A 19,255-nucleotide genomic window follows, 5' to 3' on the forward strand; every position below is an offset into this window, starting at 1 on the left:
AGCCATGTTATGCCGACATCTGCAGAATCGTCAAGCCTCTTCTGAGAAGGTTTCTCCGCATTGATCCCCGAAATCACGCGGATCACGGCGTCTCGTTGTGCAACTGTGACCAATCTGCGGCTTTCTGCGCATGTATGCCGTGTTCGTTCCGCGAGTGTGCTAAATATGACTGCATGGACGCATCAGGACCGGCACAACGACGTCGCCTCCCGGCGGGCAGGAAAGCGGATCTCGCCACCTACGTCGAACAGACGGGGCAGGTGACGGTCAGCGATCTCGCCGAGCACTTCGGGGTCTCGATCGACACGATCCGCAGGGACCTCGACCAGCTCGATCGCGAAGGCGTGCTCGTGCGCACGCATGGCGGAGCGGTCAGCGCGGCGAGCGGTCCGCTCAAGGACCGCGGCCTCGACGTGCGCATGCGCGTGCAGACCGAGGAGAAGGAACGGATCGCCCGCATCGCCGCCGGCCTCGTGGAGGACGGCTCCGTCATCATGATGAACGCCGGAACGACGACGCTCGCCGTCACGCGCGCGTTGCGCAATCACCAGGACCTGACGATCGCGACCAACAACCTCCGCATCCCTGCGGAGATCGCCCCCTCGGCGTTCCGCGACCTGTATGTGTTCGGCGGCGCCGTGCGCTCCATCACCCAGGCCACCACGGGGCCGGTGACGTTCACCATGACGCCCGGCGGTCCCGAGGTTGACATCCGGTGCGATCTCGCCCTGATCGCGGTCGGCGCGGTCGACGAGGCCGGATACTCGGCGTCAAATCTCGGAGACGCCGCGATGATGTCGGAGATGATGCAACGGGCGGAGCGCACCGCGATCCTCGCCGACTCCTCGAAGCTCGGACGACGCTTCTTCGCCCAGATCGCACATCTGGACCGGGCCGACTACCTCATCACCGATGCTCCCCCGCCCCCGCGCATTGCTGCGGCGCTCGCGCAGGCCGACGTGCAGGTGCTCACGCCGTAGCGAGTCGGCGGGACCTCGGAGTTCTGCGGCATCCAGGACCGATCGCGCGGTTCCGGTCCGAGGTCTCGCCGATCTCCGCCCCCTCGCAGACGACGAAGGCCGCCGGGATCACTCCCGGCGGCCTCTGCCGTGCTGTCCTACGAGGGCATCAGAACCATCGGGTGAGCAGATCCCAGAGCCAGTCGAGGATCGCGCCGATGATGCCGCCGGGACGGTTCACGGTGACCGTGGCGGTCGCCGCATCTCCGTCGGCCTGCGCCACCGAGACGGTGTACTTGCCGGATGGTGCGCTCTTCGGCACGGTGACCGAGGTCGAGAACTTCCCGTCCGCACCCACCTGGGCGGTGCCGACCTCGACCGGCTTGCCCTTCTTGGGCTGGAGCTCGATCGTCACGGTCTCGCCCGCCACGTAACCTTCGCCGGTGATCTGCAGCTTCTTGCCCGCCGTCACCTTCGAGGATCCGAGCGCGATCGTGCCCGCGAACGCCTCTTCGCCGGCGATCGTGAACGGCACCTGCACGGTGGTCCCCGTACCCGCGACCGCGACGGTGAGCTGCTGCTCCCCGAAGACGCCCGAAGGGACAGTGAACGTCAGGCTCGCACGCCCGCCTTCATCCGTCGTGTCGACGACGGCGGGGTCGACCGCGCCGGTCGCGAGCTGTGTGTCGCCCAGCGAGAGCGTCACCGCCCCCGGTGCCGGCTCACCCGCGCTGAACGCCAGCGAGGAGAGGGCGACCGTCACCTGGTCACCGGCGCTGTAGCCGTCGGCATCCGCCGGGCTGACCGTCACACCGACCGCGCGCTGGGTGTAGTCCGGAGCGGCGGTCTTGTTCGCGTCGAACCAGTCGACCATCGACTGCAGATCGATCTTCCCCGTGTCGCGCTTGCCCGTTCCCTCCTTGAAGGTGAAGAAGTTGTCTCCACCGGCGGCGAGGAACGAGTTGGCTGCGACCGTGTAGTTCGCCGCCGGATCGATCGCGGTGCCGTCGAGCGTGATCGACGTGATGCGCGAACCCTGCGCCGCCGCGGGGTCGTAGGTGTACACCAGGCCCTCCGAGACGCCGAGCTTGAGGAACGGACGAGCCGAACCCGCCGGCTGCCACTGCTCCTCCAGCACACCCTTCAGCTGCGCGCCCGTGAGCGTCAGCGTGACCAGCGTGTTGGCGAACGGCTGGACCGTCGCCGCCTCGCGGTAGGTCACGTTGCCGTCGGGGTCGGATGCTCCGGCCGAGGCGTAGGTGAGGTTCGCGCGGATGCCGCCCGGGTTCATCAGGGCGATGTCCGCCCCGGTGGACCACTGCTGCACGTCGGCCACGAAGTTGCCGATCGTGGACTCGCCTCCGCGGTTCTCCGTCTTGCCATCGCTCTGACGCGCGCGGTTGAAGTCGGCCGAGATGTCGCCGACCTTGATCGCACCGAGCACGTCGGCCTCGGCCTTCGCCTTCGCGACGATCTCCGCGACCTCCGGCACTGCGGGATACAGCGGCTTGCCGGCGGCCGTGAGGGGCTTGATCTCGTTGGTGATCGAGAGCAGCTCCTTCGTCTTCGGGTCGACCTGCAGGTTCATCAGCCCCAGGTTCTCGCCGTACTGACCGGCCGAGACGACCGGTCGGCCGTCGATGACGTGGTTGTAGGCGAGGTGGGTGTGCGCCGAGACGATCGCGTCGACATCCTGGTCGACGCCGTAGACGATCTCGCCGAGCGGCGAGTCCTCGGTGATGCTGGAGAGCTCGACACTCGCCGCGCCCTCATGCACCAGCAGGATGATGACATCCGCCTCGCCGTTGGACTCGTCGCCGTCACGCAGATCATCGGCCACCGTGTTCACGGAGTCGACGATGCTGCGCACCTCGAGGTCGGCGATGCCCTCCGGGGACACCAGCGAGTCGAGGTCTTCCGTCACCGCTCCGATGAAGCCGACCTTCACGCCGTCGAGCTCCTTGACCCAGGCCGGTGCGAGCGCGGGCTCGCCGGTCTCGGTCAGGAACACGTTCGAGGAGATGTACTCCCAGTCCGCGCGGTCCTGCACGCGATCGCGCAGATCCTCCCAGCCCTGGTCGAACTCGTGGTTGCCCGCCGCGCTCACATCGAGCCCGGCCGCGTTCAACGCGTCGATCGTGGGGTTGTCGTCGTTGATGAACGAGGTGAACGTCGAAGCGCCGATCAGGTCGCCGGCTCCGGCGAAGATCGTGTTCGGGTTCTGCTCCCGGAACTGCTTCACGGCCCCGGCCACGACGGCTGCTCCGGCGGCCGCGCCATCCGCCTCGATCCGACCGTGGAAGTCGTTGATCGTGACGACGTCGATGCTCACCGGCGGGATCTCCGAGGAGACGCCGACGATGATCGGGTCGTGGTCGCTGGACCGGAACGGCGTACCCGCCTCGGTGGCGCCGAACGCGTACCCGCGGTCGCTCCACTCGGGGGAGTTGATCGTCCAGACGCCCGCTCCGGTGATCGACGACGCCAGCGAGGGCGAGGCGATCACGTGGTCGAGTGAGCCGAGCTCACCGTCGAACGAGTAGGTGTACTGCCCGTCGGCCTTGTCGGCGACGAGGTCGCTCCACCCGTTCGAGGTGAAGACGTCGATCGGGTCTTCCTTGCCATAGGCGTTGAAGTCGCCGATGAGCAGGGTGTCGCTGGACCCCGAGCTCTCTTCCAGCTCCTCGGTGAACGCGAGGATCGCATTGGCCTGAGCCACGCGGTCAGCGTTGAAGAAGCCCTGTCCGTCGGCCGGCTCCGCCCCCGCACCCGTGGGCGGCGACTTCGACTTCAGGTGGTTCGCGACCACGTTCACGATGCGTCCGTCGATGTCGAAGGCCTGGGCGATCGGCTCGCGGGCGTTGCCCCAGACCGTCTCGTCGGTGACCGTCGCGCTGTCGCCGACCGGCGAGACCGCGTCCTTCTTGTAGATGATCGCGTTCGTGATGTAGTCGGTGGTCGCCGCATCGTTCAGCGCCTCCGGCGTGGGCACGTACGCCCAGACCTCGCTGCCCGCCGCGTCGTTCAGGCCGTCGACGAGATCCGCCAGCGCGGTGTCGATCGGCTTCCCGAGCTTGACCGAGTTCTCGATCTCCATGAGCGAGACGATCTCGGCGTCGAGTCCGTTGATCGCCGCGACGATCTTCGACTTCTGGATCGCGAACTGCGCGGCATTCGCCGCCCCCCGCGCATCCGGGTTCTCGGACTTCAGGGTCGTGAAGTAGTTGTAGACGTTGAACGACGCGACCTGCGCGTCGCCGCCGACCTCCGGTGCGGAATCGGTGCGCGGGTTGGTCGCCTCGAACCCGGCCTTCAGATCTGCCGACGACGAGTCGTCGATCGGCACGATCGGCTGCAGACGCCAGTCGTCGAAGCCCCACTGCAGGATGTAGCCGCTGTCGCTGAAGTCGACGACGTCGCCGTTGCGGACCACCGCGTCCTTCGTGAAGTAGGGCTGGTCGCCGGTGTGGGCGTTGTTGTTGACCTGCAGCGACCACCCGTCATCCAGGAAGATGCGGTTCGCACGGTTGGCCGCAGCGATCGCCGCCGCGTCGTCTCCGGGGCGCGTGGTCTCGGTGCTCTTGACGTTGAGGTCCTCGCCGGCGTTCAGCCAGAGCGTGCCGAAGTTGTAGAGCTGGTGGCTGGACGCGAGTCGGTAGGTGCCTGCAGGAGCGACGAGCATGTTCTCGTACTGCTCTCGGTCGGCGCCGACCACGGTGTCGGGGAGCGGAGTGGGCTCCGGTACGCCGGCCCCCACGGTGAGCACCTCGATGCCCGCCAGTGCGGTGGGGCCGACCTGCGTCTGGCCGAAGTACTCGCTGACCTTGCCGGTGACGGAGATCAGGTCACCGATCTCGAGCGTCGGAGCGAGCGCGTTCAGGAACACGAAGATGCCGTCGGATGCACCGGGCGTCGCATCGGTCGCGCCACCCGAACCCTGCGTCTGGATCACGATGCCCTTGTAACCACCCGTGCGGTAGTCCGCGGTGACGACCCCCTCGACCGTGACGGTCTGGCCGTTGACCGGCGAGGTGGCTCCGGTGCCCTGCACCTCGGCGATCGTGTGCGTGGCGGGCGTCGCGGCGACCGCCACGTCCTCCGCCGGCGCCGCGGGTACCTCTTCCGCTGGCGCGTCCTCTGCAGGTGCCTCCTCGACGGGAGCCGCGGGAGCCTCCTCCTCGGGGGCGGGCGTCTCCGGGGCGGGCGTCTCCGTCGTGGTGGCGCTGGAACCGTCCACGGGCTCCTCCGCGGCGAGCGCGGGCATGGCGCCGAGCGTGCCGAAGGCGAGCGCGGCTGCGGTGGTCAACGCGAGTGCGCCGATGCGCCCCCGCTTCCGGTGTGCGGACGAACCGAGGCCCTCGCGGGCGTCGTCGTCGGGGGCGTGCATCATGCGGGCGGTCTCCTCGACATCGTGGATTTCGGTGACGACGTGCCCTCGTGGGGCGTGTCGCGCGGTACCCCCAGGACCGGCCGGGGAGCACGCATTGCTCCGAGCCTATGGATCTGCTGCGACATCCTCAATGGTGTTTGCCGATTGGTCACCGAGTGCTCACCGGCCTCGGCCGCGCAGCAACGTGCGGAGACGACCCGCTCATCAGCGCAGATCAGCGGCGAAAACCGTCAGACGGATGCGGCCTGCGCGTCCTCGAACTCCTCGACCTCGCGCTCCCACGCGTCCTTGGCCAGGCGATACCAGAGATAGAACGCGAAACCGGCGAAGATCGCCCATTCGACCGCGTAGAAGATGTTCAGCCAGTTGACCGGCGACAGCTCCTCGGGGGCAGGGGAATCGATGTCGTCGAGACCCGCGAGCGCGGTCGACGAGGCCAGATACGGGCGGTAGACGTCGAGTTCCTCGATGTCGTGCCAGCGGCTGAGGAGCGCCGCCGTCGACATCCGATCCATCCGTTCCGGCTCCGCGTGCGGAGGAACTCCAGGCCCCTCATCCGAGATGATGCGACCGCTGATGCTCACCTCTGCGCCGTCGGCCTCATCGTTCAGCGCCGCGGCCGCTGCGTCCGCCGACGCGCGATCGGGAGCCCATCCGACGGCCACGGCGATCGACGTGCGCTCGGCGACGCGCAGCTGGCCGGTGACCCAGTACCCCTCGATGCCGTCGTTGAACCGGTGCGAGACCACGAGGAAGTCGTCCGCGATCCACGTCCCGGCGGTTTCGACACGCTGACCCACCAGCGGCTCGGGCAGGTACTCTCCCGGCTCGAGCACATCGGTGAGCGGTTGCACCTGCTCCGTCACCCCGGCGGGCGGAGGATCCGTCTCGATCGCCCGTTCGAGCTGCCACTGTCCGAGCCACGCGAACACACCGGCCACCACGAGGCACAGCAGCAGCATCCCGATCCAGCGTCTGCGCAGCATCACCTCACGCAGGGTGGGCGGGAACAGCGAAGGGGATGTCACGGTGTCGAGCGCGGCCTTCAGGCCTCGTACGGGGCCAGCACGACCTCGACCCGCTGGAACTCCTTGAGGTCGGAGTAGCCGGTGGTCGCCATGGACTTGCGCAGCGCGCCGATCAGGTTCGCGGTGCCGTCCGCGACGGGAGCAGGGCCGTAGAGGATCTCTTCGAGCGTGCCGATGCCGCCGACGTGCACACGGTGTCCCCGGGGCAGCTTGGGGTGGTGCGCCTCGGGGCCCCAGTGGAAGCCGCGACCCGGCGCATCCGTCGCGCGGGCGAGCGCGACACCGAGCATGACGGCGTCCGCTCCCATCGCGAGCGCCTTGACGATGTCGCCGGACGTGCCGACGCCGCCGTCGGCGATCACGTGCACGTAGCGTCCGCCGGACTCGTCGAGGTAGTCACGGCGCGCGGCGGCGACATCCGAGACCGCGGTGGCCATCGGTGCGTGGATGCCGAGGGTCGCGCGCGTCGTCGACGCCGCTCCTCCGCCGAAGCCGACGAGGACTCCGGCCGCTCCCGTGCGCATCAGGTGCAGAGCGGCGGTGTAGGTCGCCGCTCCTCCCACGATCACGGGCACGTCGAGGTCGTAGATGAACTTCTTCAGGTTCAGGGGCTCGGCGACGCTGGACACGTGCTCGGCCGACACCGTGGTACCGCGGATGACGAACAGATCGACCCCGGCGGCGGCGACGGTGTCGTAGAACTCCTGGGTGCGCTGCGGCGTCAGAGACCCGGCGACCGTGACACCGGCCTCACGGATCTCGGCGAGGCGGCGTGTGATCAGCTCCGGCTTGATCGGCTCGGAGTACAGCTCCTGCATGCGCACGGTCGCCTGACCGTCGTCGAGCCCGGCGATCTCCGCGAGCAGCGGCTCCGGGTCCTCGTAGCGGGTCCACAGGCCTTCGAGGTCGAGGACCCCGAGTCCGCCCAGCTGCCCGAGCATGATCGCCGTCTGCGGGCTCACGACGGAGTCCATCGGCGCGCCCAGCACCGGGATGCCGAAGCCGAAGGCGTCGATCGTCCATGCGGTCGACACGTCCTCCGGGTTGCGCGTGCGCCGCGACGGCACCACCGCGATGTCGTCGAACGTGTACGCACGTCGTGCGCGCTTTCCTCGGCCGAGCTCGATCTCCATGGTCACCCGTCCAGCCTACCCGGGAGCCGAGCGGTGCGATGGCTGGGAGACTGGATCCGATACCGGGAGGCGTGCATGAGGACGGATGCTGTGGATGTCGCCGTGGTCGGCGGCGGCGTGATGGGGCTCGCGACGGCCTGGGAGCTGACGCGGCGCGGGCTGCGCCCCGTGGTGCTGGAGCGCTTCGCCCGCGGCCACCACGAGGGGGCATCGCACGGGGCGACCCGCAACTTCAACAACGCCTACGACCAGGACCACTACCTCGATCTGCTGGTGCGCGCACGGGCCGGGTGGGACGCGCTCGGCGAGGTCGACGGCGCACCGCTGCTGCGGCTGCACGGTCTCGTCACGCACGGAGACGTCGATGTCGCCGCGGTGCGTCAGGGCCTCGACGCGCGGGGCATCCCCGCCGAGCTGATCTCCGCCGCCGACGCGAGCAGGCGCTGGCCCGGGATGCGCTTCGAGGGCGACATCCTGTGGTCGTCCGATGCGGGCGTGGTGCGGGCGGCCGATGCCCTCCGCGAGCTGGAGCGACGGATCCTCGCCGCCGGCGGGCAGGTGCGGTGGAGCACTCCGGTCGCCCACATCGGCGAGACGCCGGACGGTGCGGTGGTGGAGCTCGCGGACGGCACGCGGCTCCGTGCCGACACGGTGGTCGTCACCGCCGGCGCCTGGACGAGCCGTCTCCTGTCACGGTTCGGACTCCCGGCTCTCACCGTCACGGAGGAGACACCGGCGCATTTCCAGCCCCGCACGGACGCCACCTGGCCTTCGTTCAACCACTACACCGACCCCGCGCTCTTCCCCGCGACGGTGTACGGGATGCCCACCCCCGGCAAGGGGGTGAAGGTCGGCTTCCACCTGGTGGGCGACGAGGTCGACCCCGACGCGCGCCCGCATCTCCCGACCCATCAGGAGGCTCTCGCCGCCTACGTGCGGGAGTGGATGCCGGGTCTGGAGTCCGAGAGCGCGGCACCGATCAGCTGCACGTACACCTCGACCGCCGACGGCACGTTCGTGCTCGACCGCCGCGGCCGCGTCGTGGTCGGCGCCGGGTTCTCGGGGCACGGCTTCAAGTTCGCCACCGGCATCGGGGCCGAGCTGGCCGACCTCGCGCTCGACCCCTCGGCCCGTGCCGCCGAGCCGTTCCGCCTCGACCCCTGATGTGAGGGGTCACGGCACGCCGGGCCATCGCGGCGGCGCGCGGCGCGTCGTGACCCCTCACACGGCACGTGCAGGCGTTCAGCGCGCCCGCGCCACCCTGCGCTCGTCCCACACCGGTTCGTCGGACTCGTAGACGGCCCCGTCCGAGCCGAACACCAGGAACCGATCGAACGAGCGCGCGAACCAGCGGTCGTGCGTGACCGCGAGCACCGTGCCGTCGAAGCGCTCCAGCGCCTGTTCGAGTGCCTCGGCGGACTCGATGTCGAGGTTGTCCGTCGGCTCGTCGAGCAGGAGCAGCGTCGCGCCGGAGAGCTCGAGCAGCAGCACCTGGAATCGGGCCTGCTGACCACCCGACAACGACTCGAAGGTCTGCTGCGCCTGGCGCACGAGTCCGTACCGGTCGAGGGCCGAGCTGGCGGCGTCACGCGGCATCCCGGTGCGCCGGTCGTCACCGCGATGCAGGATCTCCAGCAGCGTGCGACCGACGAACTCCGGATGCGCGTGCGTCTGGGCGAACAGCCCTGGCACCACCCGCGCGCCGAGCACGGCACGGCCGGCGTGCGCGACCTCGCTCAGCTGCTCCCCCGTCGACGTGACATGACCGAGAGACGGATCCGGGTCGGTGCCCCCGCGGGCGAGCAGCCGCAGGAAATGCGACTTGCCCGAGCCGTTCGAGCCGAGCACCGCCACGCGATCGCCGTACCAGACCTCGGCGTCGAACGGTTTCATGAGACCGCTCAGCTCCAGCTGATGCGCCACCACCGCGCGCTTTCCCGTGCGCGCTCCGCGCAGCCGCATGTCGAAGTCCTGCGCGGGCGGGCGCTCCTCGGGCGGTCCCGCGTCCTCGAACTTGCGCAGCCTGGTCTGGGCCGCCTGGTAGCGCGACGCGAAGCCGTCGTTCGCCGAGGCCTTGACCTTGAGATTGGCGACCAGGAGCAGCAGCTTCTCGTGCTGCTCGTCCCAGCGTCGGCGCAGTTCATCGAGCCGGTCCATCCGGTCGCTGCGTGCCTGGTGATAGGTGCCGAATCCGCCACCGTGCACCCACGCCGTGGCGCCGGCTCCGCCCGGTTCGAGGGTGATGAGCCGATCAGCCGCCCTGGCCAGCAGTTCTCGGTCGTGCGAGACCAGGAGCACGGTCTTCGAGGTCTGCCGCAGCTGCTCCTCGAGCCACCGCTTCGCGGGCACGTCGAGATAGTTGTCCGGCTCGTCGAGCAGCAGCACCTGATCCGGCCCCCGCAGCAGCGCCTCGAGGGCCAGCCGCTTCTGCTCGCCGCCCGAGAGGGTGGTCAGCTCGCGATAGCGCGCACGCTCGAACGGCACGCCCAGCGCGGCCACCGTGCACTGATCCCACACGGTCTCGTGCTCGTAGCCACCGGCGTCCGCGTACTCCGCGATGGCCGAGGCGTAGGCCATCTGCGTGTCGTGCTCGTCCCGCTCGATCAGGGCGTTCTCCGCCGATTCGAGCCCTTCGGCTGCCGCGCGTATACGCCGCGGGGCGACCCGGACGAGGAGCTCGTGCACGGTCTGCCCCGGTTCCCCGTGGCCGACGAACTGATCCATGACGCCGAGTCCGCCGTCGATCGTGACGACGCCGTCGTCGGCGGCCTGGTCTCCGCGGATGATCCGCAGCAGCGTGGTCTTGCCGGCGCCGTTCGGCCCGATCAGCGCGCTGGTCGAGCCCTGCCCGACCCGGAAGGTCGCGTCGTCGAGAAGTGGTCTGCCATCCGGCAGCGTGAGTGAAATGCCTGAGACATCGATGTAGCCCACCGTGCGTGGCCGTCCTTCCGCCCGCAACTGTCGAGCCGACCAGGCTATCAGCTGCCGGGATCGACGACATTCACGGGCGCGGCACTCACTCCGGAAGGCTGAGGGTGTTCAGCACCTCGGTGCGCGGGGCGGCCGGGAGCGTGAACCGGAACTCCGTCCCGACGCCCTCCTCGCTCTCGACATCCATCGCTCCCCCGTGCGCGATCACGATCGCCCGGGTGATCGTGAGACCCAGTCCGACTCCGGGCACGGCGTTCTGCGTGGCTGTCGACGCGCGGAAGAAGCGGGTGAAGAGCATCCCCTGCTCATCCTCGGGGATGCCGACGCCGGTGTCGCGCACCGAGATCTGCACACCGCCGTCGACCAGGGCGAGGCGCGCGGTCACGCTGCCGCCTGGGGCGGTGAACTTGATCGCGTTGGAGAGCAGGTTGTCCAGCGCCTGACCGATGCGCCCCGGATCGACGAGAGCACGCACCGGCACATCCGGAACATCGGCCGTGAGGGCGATGCCCTCGCGCTGGGCGTGCGGCCCCGCGGAGACGACGGCGGAGCGCACGAGCTCCGCGACGTCGGCATCGGCACGGTCGAGGGGGAATCGGCCCGACTCGACCTGAGCGGTGAACAGCAGGTCACCCACGAGATTGAGCAGGCGTTGCGCGTTGCGCTCGATGATGCCGACGAACTCCTGCTGATCGTCGGTGAGCGGTTGTCCTGGGTCGTTCTGCAGCAGATCGAGGAATCCGATGATGGCGCTCAGCGGGGTGCGCAGCTCATGAGAGATCATCCCGACGAACTCGTCCTTCATGCGCGCGACCTCGACGGCCCTGCTCTCGTCGGTCACGACCAGCAGGTACCCCTGCTGCGTGCCGTCGCCGTCCCGGTGCGGGCTGACGGTCACGCGGGCGGGGACCGTCGTGCCCGCCGCCGTCGTCACCGACAGGTCGCCGTCGACGATCTGCTCGGCGTCGACGCGGGCGAACAGCGCCTTGACGCCCTGGGCGAGCTCGGGAGTCTCGAGCGGATCCGCACCCCCGGGGCAGTCCTGCGCCAGCATCGTGAGCACGGAATCCGGGAAGAAGCGATCGACGCGCACATCCTGCATCGCCTCGGCGTAGCTGATGCCGAGGAGGCGCTCCGCACCGGGGTTCCATGCCGTGATGCGCCCCGCGCGATCGGTTCCGATGACCGCCTGCGCGGTGATCGACGACCACAGGCCCTCGTAGGAGTCGACCAGGACCTGGTTCTGCAGCTCCTTCTCGCGCAACTGCACGAGCATCGCGACGTTGTCGGTCAGCGCCGCAGTCCGCTCGGCCACGAGTCGTTCCGCCTGCTCGGCGCGCACGCGCTGCTGACGCGACAGCTCGTTCACGACTGCGGCCATCGCCGAGAAGACCAGCGGCCCGACCACTCCGCGCAGCCACTCGATAGGAGTGTCCGGCGGGCTGGCGAAGTACGGCATGAGCAGAGCGAGCGAGGTGAGGCCGCCCACGACGAACACGTAACGGATGCCCGGCGCCGCGGCGATCCACACCACGGGAAGCAGCACGAGTGATCCGAAGATCGACGAGGCCCCGCCCGTTCCCGCCCGGAAGAGTCCCAGTCCGAGGATGTCGATCATCGGGATGATCAGCACGACCCAGCCGTCGTACACCCGCAATCCGCTGAGGATGGCGGCGTGCACCGTCGCGAGCAGCACGATGGCGATGCCCGCGAGAGCCGCGAACCCCTGAACGAAGGCGAGATCGGGGTTGAGCCAGGCCACGAGGGCGCCCACGACGATCGCGATCGTCGTGGGCGCCTGCTTCAACAGCGGGCTCGGATTGTCGAACAGCCGGTACCAGCGGTTCTCGGCCCGATCCCGAGGCGTCGCGGCGTTCACCGCTGCACCCGCCGCAGGATCTCGTGCATGTCGGCTCCGACGATCGGCTTGGGGAGCGCCGCATCCGCCGGCGGGTAGTCCGTGGCGTCGAGGACGGAGCTGATCACGAGGAAGCAGTCGGGGAAGCGCTCACGCACCAGACCCGCGCACTCCTGGCCGGAGATCCCCGGCAGGAGGAGATCGAGCACCGCCACGACGGGATCGATGTCGGAGAACGCGGCGATCGCGGCTTCCGCGTCAGCCGCGGCGAAGACGTCGAAGCCCTCGCGGTCGAGGTACCGGCGCAGCAGCGCGGTCTGATCGGCGCTGTCCTCGACGACGAGAGCGAGCGGTCGGCCGCTCACCGGAGGAACATCTCTCGCACGATCACGACGACGACGACGATCGCCAGGGCGAGCAGCCCCTGCGGAACGAGGCGGTACTCACGGCGACGGTCCGCGGCGATCTCCTCGACTTCCGCGTCGCGTGTGGGTGTCTCGGTCATGAGTCGACCCGTCCGATCTTCTCGGTCTTGATCCATGAGGCGTCGGCTCGACGCCACTCCTTGATGTACGAGTCCACGGTGATGGCGCACAGCAGAGAGCCGTAGCCGCAGACGTAGAGCAGCAGCCCGGCGAAGAAGCGGCCTCCGGGGAGGCGCTCGACGGCGCGCGCGAGCCAGATCCCCAGCATCGAGATCGGTCCCCACAGATAGAAGATCACGGCCCAGATGAAGCGGGTCCGGTCGGTCAAGGCGAAGCCGAGCTCCGCCAGTCCGCGTTCGAACAACCAGGGGAACAGCGCGATCGCCATCAGGATCAGCGCCCCCAGGCCGGGGAACATCAGCGCTTCCCGCCAGGACTGCCGCCCGATCCGCGGATCGAGCTGCACGGCGTACAGCATCGAGAACAGGTAGATGCAGGCCGCCGAGATCCACATGAAGCGGAAGACGAAGTCGGCGATCTCGCTGTGCAGGATGAGCAGCGTGAGCATGCCTGCCGCCGCCAGGATCATGAACGCGGGCAGAAGGAGGATCGTGAACCACGCGAGTCCGAACGGGATGCTCCCGAGGTTGTGCACGCGGCTGGGCCGGAACCAGAGCTTGCGGTAGATCGAGGTGAGCTGCACGTTACCGCGAGCCCAGCGCAGACGCTGCTTCCACAGGCTGTCGACCGTGCGCGGCTCCTCCGCGTACACGACGGCATGCGGCTCGAAGACCATCCGGCGGCCCTTGAGCTGGCTCTCGAACGTCGTCATGGTGTCTTCCGCGAGCGTCCCAGTCGGGATGCGCCCGCCGATCGCCTCGAGGTTCGCCCGCGAGTGCAGTTGCGCCCCTCCGGCGAGGCACGCGATCGCGCCGCCCACGTTCTGGGTGCGCCGGGCGGAGAGCTGCCCGATGACGTACTCGATCGCGATGAAGCGGGTGAGGTAGTTGCGGTCCCGGCTGCCTTCGGCGATGTACGCCGTGACGGCACCGACCTTCTCGTCGGCGAGGTGCCGGGTGAGCTTGCGCAGGGAGTCTCTGGCGAAGATGACGTCGGCGTCCATAATGAGCACGGCCTCGGTCCACTCGTCCGCGAGCACGATGTCGAGCCCGTGGTTCAGAGTGTGCGCCTTGCCCTCGCCGCCGACCTCGCGCCGCAGGTGCACGACCCGACCGGGATAGGCGGCCGCCTTGGCATTGACGATGTCCGGGGTGTCATCCGTGGAGGCGTCATCGACGACGAAGACCCGCAGACGATCGGCCGGGTATTCGAGCTGGAGCAGCCGTTCGATCGCCGGGCCGATGACCAGCCCCTCGTTCCACGCCGGGATCAGCACCGCGACGCGCGGGTGGTACGGTGCGGCCTTGGCGTAGTGGTTGCGGAACGCGTGCAGGGGCAGTGACAGGAACTGCAGTCCGGTGTTGATCACGGGCAGAGTGCCCACCAACACGCAGATCAGCAGGAAGACGACGAAGGCTGTCTCGAGCCAGGTGAGGTCTGTCATCGGGAACCGGAATCCTCGGCCAGCAGAGCGGTGACGCGACTGTAGCGTCCGACGTCCGCGGCGACGTGGCTGTCGGTGGAGGCGACGATCTCGGCCCCTGCGGCGCGCAGTGCCGCGAGCGTCGGAGCCTCAGGGCATCCCCACTTCTCGTTGACCTCGACGAGGGTTCCGGTGGCGGCCGCAGCACGCGCCCACGCGCCCACCCGCTCGGAGCCCAGGTCGCTCTCGGCGAGACCGATCTTGGGGAGGATGGAGAAGCAGTGCGCGAGCTGGTTGCCCGGGTATCGCTGCATGGAGGAGATGAGCGCCGAGACGAACTGGTCGAGCACGTCCTCCGCGCCCCAGCCGTCCGCGATGCGTTCGCGCACGGCGGTGGGGCCGAGAGGGCCGTCGACGCCGGGGAACTGATGATCGGCGATCAGGATGCGGTCGATCCCGGCCGGCAGCGCGGGGATGTCGAGGTCACCGGCCGCCGTGAGGATCTTGGCCTCCACACCCGTGAGCACCGAGAGCCCCTCCGGGACGTCGAGTGCTCGCACGGCGGAGAGGTACTCGGGCACCCAGGTCGTGCTCTGGCGCACGTGATCCACCAGCCGGAGCGTGGTGAGTCCGATCGCCGCGGCCGCCGCGACGTTCTCGGCGAGGGTGGAGACGGCATCGTCGGAGAACGTGGAGTGCACGTGATGGTCACCGCGCAGCACCTCGTGGCTCACGATTCCTCCTGATGCCCGGCATGCGCCGACACCAGCACGTCCTCCACCTCGACGATGATGTCCTCGAGGAAGCGCACCGAGGCCACCTCGCGGAACGGCACCCGTGCGGGCAGCTCACGTCCGAGGAACAGGTCGACCACGAGCGACGGGATGTCGACGCCGGCGGCGATCGTCAACGGCAGCGCACCGGGGAATCGCGGGTTGATCTCGAGCAGGACCGCGCGGCCCGACCGATCGCGTCGGAGCTGGACGTTGGCGACGCCGACGAGACCGATCGCCTGCGCGAGCGCCGCGGCCGTGTCCTCGAGCTCGGGGTCGCGTACGGTGCGCCCGGCGATTGCGACGCCCGAGTCCACCCGTGCGCGTGTGCGAGGCACCGCGGCGACGATGTTGCCCTCGGCATCCGCGATCACGTCGACCGAGTACTCCTCACCGGGGAGGAAGTCCTGCACGATGAGGCCCTCGTCCAGAGGGAGTGCCTCGAGCGCGGCTCGATTCGGCACCAGGCGCACGCCTCGACTGCCCGCGCCCTGACGCGGCTTCGCGAAGACCGGGAACTCCCATTCCACGCTCTCGGCATCGGGACCTGCGAGCACCGTGCGCGGCGCGAACCCCGTCGGCGCACAGCGCTCGGCGAGGGACAGCTTGTCGAGCGCCGTGTTCAGCGTCTCGGCGGACGGCGCCGCCAGCACGGCCGGCGCCAGCTCCTCGCGACGCGCGGCGACGGCCACGAGCTCGACGTCGACCGTCGAGATCACGAGGTCGAGCGAATCCTCTGCCACGAGTCGCGCGAGCGCAGGCACGAAGTCCGTGTCGCGCCCGGGCGGCACCAGCCGCCGCTGTTCTGCCGGCACCAGGTACAGGCCGCTCGCCCAGCCGTCCATGTCCGCCGCGAACACCGTGAGGTCGGCACGGCGCAGCAGAGACCTGATCACGGCGACTCCTGCCGGACCACCGGCCCCGGTCACCAGTACACGCTTCGTCATCAGCTCTCCCGTCGTGTGAGTTCGTGCGCTCCGACGAACTCGGCTGTCTCGCGGACGACCTCGAGCGGCTCGACGGCGATCCCCCCGCCGAAGCGGGACCAGTAGCGTGCGGTGGCGCTGACGAAGTCGGGGTTGAGGTAGTCACGGCTCGCCGTCTGCGACTGGAAGCACTCCAGCAGTCGCAGCTTCTGCGGAAGGTACTGGTCGATCCGCACGAACCGCGTCGGCCGGAAGTCGATCGTCGACGACGGGCTCTGATAGCACGCGACGGTGCCGACGCGACGGGTCGCGACGATCGTGGCCTCGCTCACCGCGCGGTGGTCCTGGTGACGGTCGTTCTGCGAGTGCGTGTAGACGATCGTCGGCTGGACCTCGCGCACGACGTCTTCGATGAGGCGGACGGTCGCACCGCCGCCGGAGATCTCGGTGTCGATCAGATCCTTGAGGAAGAGCCGCGCTCCGAGGATCTCCGCCGCGGCGAGGGATTCGTTCTGCCTGCTGTCCGCGTCTCCGCCGCGCGCCCCGCGAGAGAGGGTGAGGATCGTGACGTCGTCACCGGCCTGGGCGTGGGCCGCGAGGAGCCCGCCGACACCGATCTCGACGTCGTCGGGGTGCGCACCGATCGCGAGCACGATGTCCTTCGGCCTGCTCGCCTCTCGACGACGCCGGCCTTCCTCCACCAGACGTCCGACGGTCTCCACGAGACGCACGTTGTCGAGCGGTTTGGTGAGGAACTCGTCGGCCTGCGCGCGCAGCGCCGAGACGGCGTAGTCGACGGACACGTGCGCCGTCATCACCACCACCGGCACGGAGGGGATCAGGCGTCGCAACTCGGCGAGCAGTTCGAGACCGCTCAGCCCGGGCATCTCGATGTCGGTGATCACGAGGTCCGGGCGTACGGCGGCGACGCGTTCGATCGCGGCCTGGCCGTCGGCTGCGAGGTCGACGACACAGCCGGCGCGCCTCTCCAGCACGGTCTTCACGAGCAGGGCGACGTCCGGGTCGTCATCGACGACGAGAACGCGGGGTGCATCCTCAGGCATGTATTCAGCTCTCCTTGGGGAAATTCCCTGTCGGCGATGAAGCCGACGGCGAGCTCTCGATGCCCTTCAACATCGGGAGCTCAGAGGGAAAGTCGAGCGGGGTTGTGACTCGATTCTGGCATAGGCATGATCGCCCGCGACGCAGCGCTCCGTGCCGGCCTGCCCTCCGCCCGCAGCCGCGGAGCTCAGAGCGCGCGGCTGAGGCGGGACGGCAACCGGGCGGAGGGGCTCAGGATGCCGTGCGTGCGGCCCGCTTCTCCTGCTGGTAGACGCGGATGGCCTCGTACCGCTCCGCCGAGCGTGCCCGTCGCTTGGCCGCCTCGTCCTCGCGCTTCTTCGGCGGAGCCGTCGTCACGAGGCTGTCCACCAGCCGTCGCGTGGCCCGCGCGATCTCCTCGACCGCCTCGTCGAATGCGGCCTGGTTCGCCCGGGAGGGCTTGGTGGTCCCCGAGATCTTGCGCACGAACTGCAACGCGGCGTCGTGACACTCGTCGTCGGTCGCGGCGGGCTCGAAGTTGTTGAGCGGAACGATGTTGCGGCACATGCCTGACAGGGTAGGCCGATCAGGGCTCGATCCCAAGAGCGGTTCGGGTTCGAGCCCTGAATCGGACGCCGGTGCTGCTACTTCTTGTAGTTCGGCGCCTCGACGACGATCTGCACGTCGTGCGGGTGGGACTCCTTGAGCCCGGCCGAGGTGATGCGCACGAACTTGCCGCGCTGCTTGAGCTCCTCGATCGTGCGGGCGCCCACGTAGAACATCGACTGACGGAGCCCGCCGACGAGCTGGTAGGCGACGGCTCCGAGCGGACCACGGTACGGCACCTGTCCCTCGATGCCCTCGGGGATGAGCTTGTCATCGCTGGGTACGTCGGCCTGGAAGTAGCGGTCCTTGGAGTACGAGGTCTGCTTTCCGCGGGTCTGCATCGCGCCGAGCGAGCCCATTCCGCGGTACTGCTTGAACTGCTTGCCGGACTGGAAGACGATCTCGCCGGGCGACTCGTCGGTGCCGGCGAGGAGCGAGCCGAGCATGACCGCGTCGGCTCCGGCCACCAGAGCCTTGGCGATGTCGCCGGAGTACTGCAGACCGCCGTCGGCGATCACCGGGACGCCGGCGGGGCGTGCCGCGAGCGAGGCCTCGTAGACCGCCGTGACCTGGGGTACGCCGACGCCTGCGACGACACGGGTGGTGCAGATGGATCCGGGTCCGACGCCGACCTTCACGGCGTCGACGCCTGCGTCGATGAGCGCCTGAGCGCCCTCGCGCGTGGCGACGTTGCCGCCGATGACGTCGATGTGGGCGAACGACTCGTCCGCCTTCAGGCGACGGACGAGGTCGATGACGCCCTGGGACTGGCCGTTGGCGGTGTCGACCACGAGCACGTCGACGCCCGCGTCGCGCAGCGCCTCCGCGCGCTCCCAGGCATCGCCGAAGAAGCCGATCGCCGCACCGACGCGCAGGCGGCCCTGATCATCCTTGGTGGCGAGGGGGTACTTCTCGCTCTTGTCGAAGTCCTTGATCGTGATCAGGCCGGCGAGCTTGCCGTCGCCGTCGATCAGAGGCAGCTTCTCGACACGGTGCTTCGCGAACAGGGCGATGACCTCGCCGGCCGCGACGCCGACCGGAGCAGTGACGAGCCCCTCGGAGGTCATGACGTCCTTGACGAAGGTGGTCTGGCGCTCGAAGCCCGAGACGAAGCGCATGTCGCGGTTCGTGATGATGCCGACCAGCGTGCCGTCGCCGTTCACCACGGGAAGGCCCGAGATGCGGTACTTGGCGCACAGCGCGTCGACCTCTTCGACGGTCGCATCCTCGGTCGTCGTGATCGGGTCGGTGATCATGCCGGACTCGCTGCGCTTGACCCGGTCGACGTGAGCAGCCTGGTCGGCGATGGAGAGGTTGCGGTGCAGGATGCCGATGCCGCCCTCGCGCGCCATCGCGATCGCCATGCGCGACTCGGTGACCGTGTCCATCGCGCTCGAGAGCAGCGGCGTGGCGACGGAGATGCGTCGCGTGATCCGCGAGGACGTGTCCGCCTCGCTGGGGATCACGTCGGTGTGCCCGGGCAGCAACAGCACGTCATCGTACGTCAGTCCGACGAAACCGAAGGGATCGTGCTGTTCCATGGGGGCTCCTCCTGCGCTGGTCGCGCGAATCCGAGTGCGTGTGGGTCGGTCGACGTCGTCCGATACGGGTGCGAACCCGTATGAAGATTCTAAGCGAGACG

15 protein-coding genes are annotated in these 19,255 nt (G+C 69.1%); 2 read left to right on the forward strand and 13 right to left on the reverse strand.

The genetic code is table 11. From position 1 onward, the window contains the following. Positions 1-173: 173 nt before the first annotated feature. On the forward strand, positions 174-980 hold the full coding sequence (locus tag FB560_RS13655; protein WP_141872877.1) for a DeoR/GlpR family DNA-binding transcription regulator: 807 nt from the start codon (positions 174-176) through the stop codon (positions 978-980). A 148-nt stretch (positions 981-1,128) separates the two neighbouring features. Here FB560_RS13655 and FB560_RS13660 read toward each other — a convergent pair whose 3' ends face one another. From FB560_RS13660 to FB560_RS13670, 3 genes are all read right to left on the reverse strand, one after another. Then, positions 1,129-5,349: an ExeM/NucH family extracellular endonuclease gene (locus tag FB560_RS13660; protein WP_229673053.1), complete on the reverse strand. Its 4,221-nt coding sequence runs from the start codon at positions 5,347-5,349 to the stop codon at positions 1,129-1,131. A 230-nt stretch (positions 5,350-5,579) separates the two neighbouring features. Beyond that, complete coding sequence (locus FB560_RS13665) at positions 5,580-6,335, reverse strand: SURF1 family protein (protein ID WP_141873258.1); 756 nt, start codon at positions 6,333-6,335, stop codon at positions 5,580-5,582. Positions 6,336-6,394: 59 nt separating this feature from the next. Next, entirely contained in the window at positions 6,395-7,510 is a 1,116-nt protein-coding gene (locus FB560_RS13670) for a GuaB3 family IMP dehydrogenase-related protein (protein WP_141873259.1), read from the reverse strand. Between the two features lie 75 nt (positions 7,511-7,585). Between FB560_RS13670 and FB560_RS13675 the strand changes: the two genes are divergently transcribed. After that, positions 7,586-8,674 (forward strand): FAD-dependent oxidoreductase, encoded by a 1,089-nt coding sequence (locus FB560_RS13675; protein WP_141872878.1) that lies wholly within the window; start codon positions 7,586-7,588, stop codon positions 8,672-8,674. A gap of 78 nt (positions 8,675-8,752) precedes the next feature. Here FB560_RS13675 and FB560_RS13680 read toward each other — a convergent pair whose 3' ends face one another. From FB560_RS13680 to guaB, 10 genes are all read right to left on the reverse strand, one after another. Then, positions 8,753-10,441 carry an ABC-F family ATP-binding cassette domain-containing protein gene (locus tag FB560_RS13680; protein WP_141872879.1) on the reverse strand — a complete coding sequence of 563 codons (1,689 nt, stop codon included), beginning with the start codon at positions 10,439-10,441 and terminating at the stop codon, positions 8,753-8,755. A gap of 85 nt (positions 10,442-10,526) precedes the next feature. After that, positions 10,527-12,320 carry a PAS domain-containing sensor histidine kinase gene (locus FB560_RS13685; protein WP_141872880.1) on the reverse strand — a complete coding sequence of 598 codons (1,794 nt, stop codon included), beginning with the start codon at positions 12,318-12,320 and terminating at the stop codon, positions 10,527-10,529. Continuing rightward, entirely contained in the window at positions 12,317-12,664 is a 348-nt protein-coding gene (locus tag FB560_RS13690; protein WP_141872881.1) for a response regulator, read from the reverse strand. Before FB560_RS13690 ends, FB560_RS13685 begins: the two co-directional genes overlap by 4 nt. Beyond that, positions 12,661-12,804: a hypothetical protein gene (locus FB560_RS20710; protein WP_170198127.1), complete on the reverse strand. Its 144-nt coding sequence runs from the start codon at positions 12,802-12,804 to the stop codon at positions 12,661-12,663. Before FB560_RS20710 ends, FB560_RS13690 begins: the two co-directional genes overlap by 4 nt. Then, the gene (locus FB560_RS13695; RefSeq protein ID WP_141872882.1) at positions 12,801-14,288 is read right to left on the reverse strand and encodes a glycosyltransferase family 2 protein; all 1,488 of its coding nucleotides are present in this window, start codon (positions 14,286-14,288) and stop codon (positions 12,801-12,803) included. Before FB560_RS13695 ends, FB560_RS20710 begins: the two co-directional genes overlap by 4 nt. Further along, positions 14,285-15,001 (reverse strand): PHP domain-containing protein, encoded by a 717-nt coding sequence (locus tag FB560_RS13700; RefSeq protein WP_141872883.1) that lies wholly within the window; start codon positions 14,999-15,001, stop codon positions 14,285-14,287. The genes FB560_RS13695 and FB560_RS13700 overlap by 4 nt, the downstream gene beginning before the upstream one ends. Then, complete coding sequence (locus tag FB560_RS13705) at positions 14,998-15,987, reverse strand: ATP-grasp domain-containing protein (RefSeq protein ID WP_141872884.1); 990 nt, start codon at positions 15,985-15,987, stop codon at positions 14,998-15,000. The genes FB560_RS13700 and FB560_RS13705 overlap by 4 nt, the downstream gene beginning before the upstream one ends. Next, on the reverse strand, positions 15,987-17,030 hold the full coding sequence (locus tag FB560_RS13710; protein ID WP_141872885.1) for a response regulator: 1,044 nt from the start codon (positions 17,028-17,030) through the stop codon (positions 15,987-15,989). The genes FB560_RS13705 and FB560_RS13710 overlap by 1 nt, the downstream gene beginning before the upstream one ends. A 229-nt stretch (positions 17,031-17,259) precedes the next feature. Next, positions 17,260-17,574, reverse strand: a complete 315-nt coding sequence (locus FB560_RS13715; RefSeq protein ID WP_141872886.1) for a DUF2277 domain-containing protein — start codon at positions 17,572-17,574, stop codon at positions 17,260-17,262. 77 nt (positions 17,575-17,651) lie between these two features. Then, the gene (gene guaB / locus FB560_RS13720; protein WP_141872887.1) at positions 17,652-19,154 is read right to left on the reverse strand and encodes an IMP dehydrogenase; all 1,503 of its coding nucleotides are present in this window, start codon (positions 19,152-19,154) and stop codon (positions 17,652-17,654) included. Between the last annotated feature and the right edge of the window lie 101 nt (positions 19,155-19,255).

It is taken from the genome of Microbacterium saperdae (assembly GCF_006716345.1).
GTDB lineage: Bacteria > Actinomycetota > Actinomycetes > Actinomycetales > Microbacteriaceae > Microbacterium > Microbacterium saperdae.

What these genes read in the sequence shown, in the direction of transcription:
- FB560_RS13705 (WP_141872884.1), bottom strand. Translation starts at nt 15,987, where the DNA reads ATGACGAAGCGTGTACTGGTGACCGGGGCCGGTGGTCCGGCAGGAGTC.
- FB560_RS20710 (WP_170198127.1), bottom strand. Translation starts at nt 12,804, where the DNA reads ATGACCGAGACACCCACACGCGACGCGGAAGTCGAGGAGATCGCCGCG.
- FB560_RS13665 (WP_141873258.1), bottom strand. Translation starts at nt 6,335, where the DNA reads ATGCTGCGCAGACGCTGGATCGGGATGCTGCTGCTGTGCCTCGTGGTG.
- FB560_RS13695 (WP_141872882.1), bottom strand. Translation starts at nt 14,288, where the DNA reads ATGACAGACCTCACCTGGCTCGAGACAGCCTTCGTCGTCTTCCTGCTG.
- FB560_RS13670 (WP_141873259.1), bottom strand. Translation starts at nt 7,510, where the DNA reads ATGGAGATCGAGCTCGGCCGAGGAAAGCGCGCACGACGTGCGTACACG.
- FB560_RS13715 (WP_141872886.1), bottom strand. Translation starts at nt 17,574, where the DNA reads ATGTGCCGCAACATCGTTCCGCTCAACAACTTCGAGCCCGCCGCGACC.
- FB560_RS13675 (WP_141872878.1), top strand. Translation starts at nt 7,586, where the DNA reads ATGAGGACGGATGCTGTGGATGTCGCCGTGGTCGGCGGCGGCGTGATG.
- guaB (WP_141872887.1), bottom strand. Translation starts at nt 19,154, where the DNA reads ATGGAACAGCACGATCCCTTCGGTTTCGTCGGACTGACGTACGATGAC.
- FB560_RS13660 (WP_229673053.1), bottom strand. Translation starts at nt 5,349, where the DNA reads ATGATGCACGCCCCCGACGACGACGCCCGCGAGGGCCTCGGTTCGTCC.
- FB560_RS13710 (WP_141872885.1), bottom strand. Translation starts at nt 17,030, where the DNA reads ATGCCTGAGGATGCACCCCGCGTTCTCGTCGTCGATGACGACCCGGAC.
- FB560_RS13655 (WP_141872877.1), top strand. Translation starts at nt 174, where the DNA reads ATGGACGCATCAGGACCGGCACAACGACGTCGCCTCCCGGCGGGCAGG.